Below are 1,270 nucleotides of genomic sequence, written 5' to 3'. Positions count from 1 at the left end.
CATTGCTGTCCCACAATTTTTCACAAGAGGAAGCTCATTTGTGCTTCCTCTTGTTTTATGGGTATTTTATCGGGTGAAAATAAAGCTTTTAAAGTTCTTCTTTCAAACAAATTCACTTGAATTATTCTGAGTAAACGTTGAACTGTCCAACCTGTTTTCCCTAAATGTTGAGCGAAACTCACCAATAAATAGGCGATCATCGCAATCCAGATTTGTGTCTGAATTGCGTTCCTGCTGCGGCCTAGAAACGCTTTTAATTTGAGATTCTGCTTAATCGCCTTAAAGAACAGCTCAACTTTCCAACGATCTTTATAAATCGCCGCAATGGTGGAGGCGGCTAAATGAAAGTTATTGCTGAGAAAGCTAAAGTGCTTGCCACTTTGCTGATCTCTATATTCAATTCTTCTTAACACTGGGGCTTTTCTTTTTAGGGCATGTGCGCTATTCAGCTGAATGGTTTCATCTTTTAGAATACCTTTGGATTCAAGCACTGGATGTTGCTGGATCACCTGATACACAGATTTAGGCCTAAAACGTGTGACAAATCCAATGTTTTGAGCAGTCAGATTTGCATACCATTGGTAATCGACATAGCCTTTATCAAAAACTACAATGCTGCCAGCAGGAAACTGGAATTTGCGGCCTTGTACCATGTCATTTTCTTTGCCATTTTCAACTGCAACAAACTCAGGAATATCATTGCTGTGATTCAATCCTATACTGAGTTTCATGCTGGCTTTTGAGTCGTGAACTTTGGCCCATTCACATAAGGAAAGCGACAGGTCAATATGACTGGCATCCAAGGAATACAAGGGATTCTTAAAGCGAAATTTATGAGCTACTTTTGAGTGTTCATAGTATTTAAGCAACTTGTAAAATAGCTGTTGATACAAGGCAGCAGGCTGTTGCTCATTGATTCGTGCCAGCGTGCTTCGGGGAATAGACTTTGCTCCGAGATGACTTAGCTTTTCCTGTTGGCACTCCAAATTGGATTGAATATCTCTCAGACTTTGCCTACAAGAGAATTGAGACATCAATATGGCAATAAACTGATCCCACCGGGAAGCCGCTCTAAATTTCTGTCCAACATGGTGTACTTTAGCAAGTTGTTCAAAATCCTGTCGCACAACAGGTTTAATTAGCTCATGAAATACGGTATTCTGATGTGACAAAACCTGAATCCTGGTCGTTAAAGTGTTTGTTTGCACTCATATTTTAACTGTTAGGACTCAGGTTTTTTTTATTTAAAGCAAACTATGGGACAGCAGTG

At 39.8% G+C, this 1,270-nt stretch carries 1 protein-coding gene; it reads right to left on the bottom strand.

Annotation, left to right across the window (positions count from 1 at the left end; genetic code table 11):
* Positions 1-20 precede the first annotated feature (20 nt).
* On the bottom strand, positions 21-1,172 hold the full coding sequence (locus FTT75_RS15645; RefSeq protein ID WP_004646736.1) for an IS4-like element ISAbe18 family transposase: 1,152 nt from the start codon (positions 1,170-1,172) through the stop codon (positions 21-23).
* Between the last annotated feature and the right edge of the window lie 98 nt (positions 1,173-1,270).

The organism is Acinetobacter sp. YH01008 (genome assembly GCF_013420435.1).
In the GTDB taxonomy this organism is placed as follows: Bacteria; Pseudomonadota; Gammaproteobacteria; order Pseudomonadales; family Moraxellaceae; genus Acinetobacter; species Acinetobacter pseudolwoffii.
Note: the sequence above shows the minus strand (reverse complement) of the source record. Positions and strands in the feature narration are given on the sequence as shown.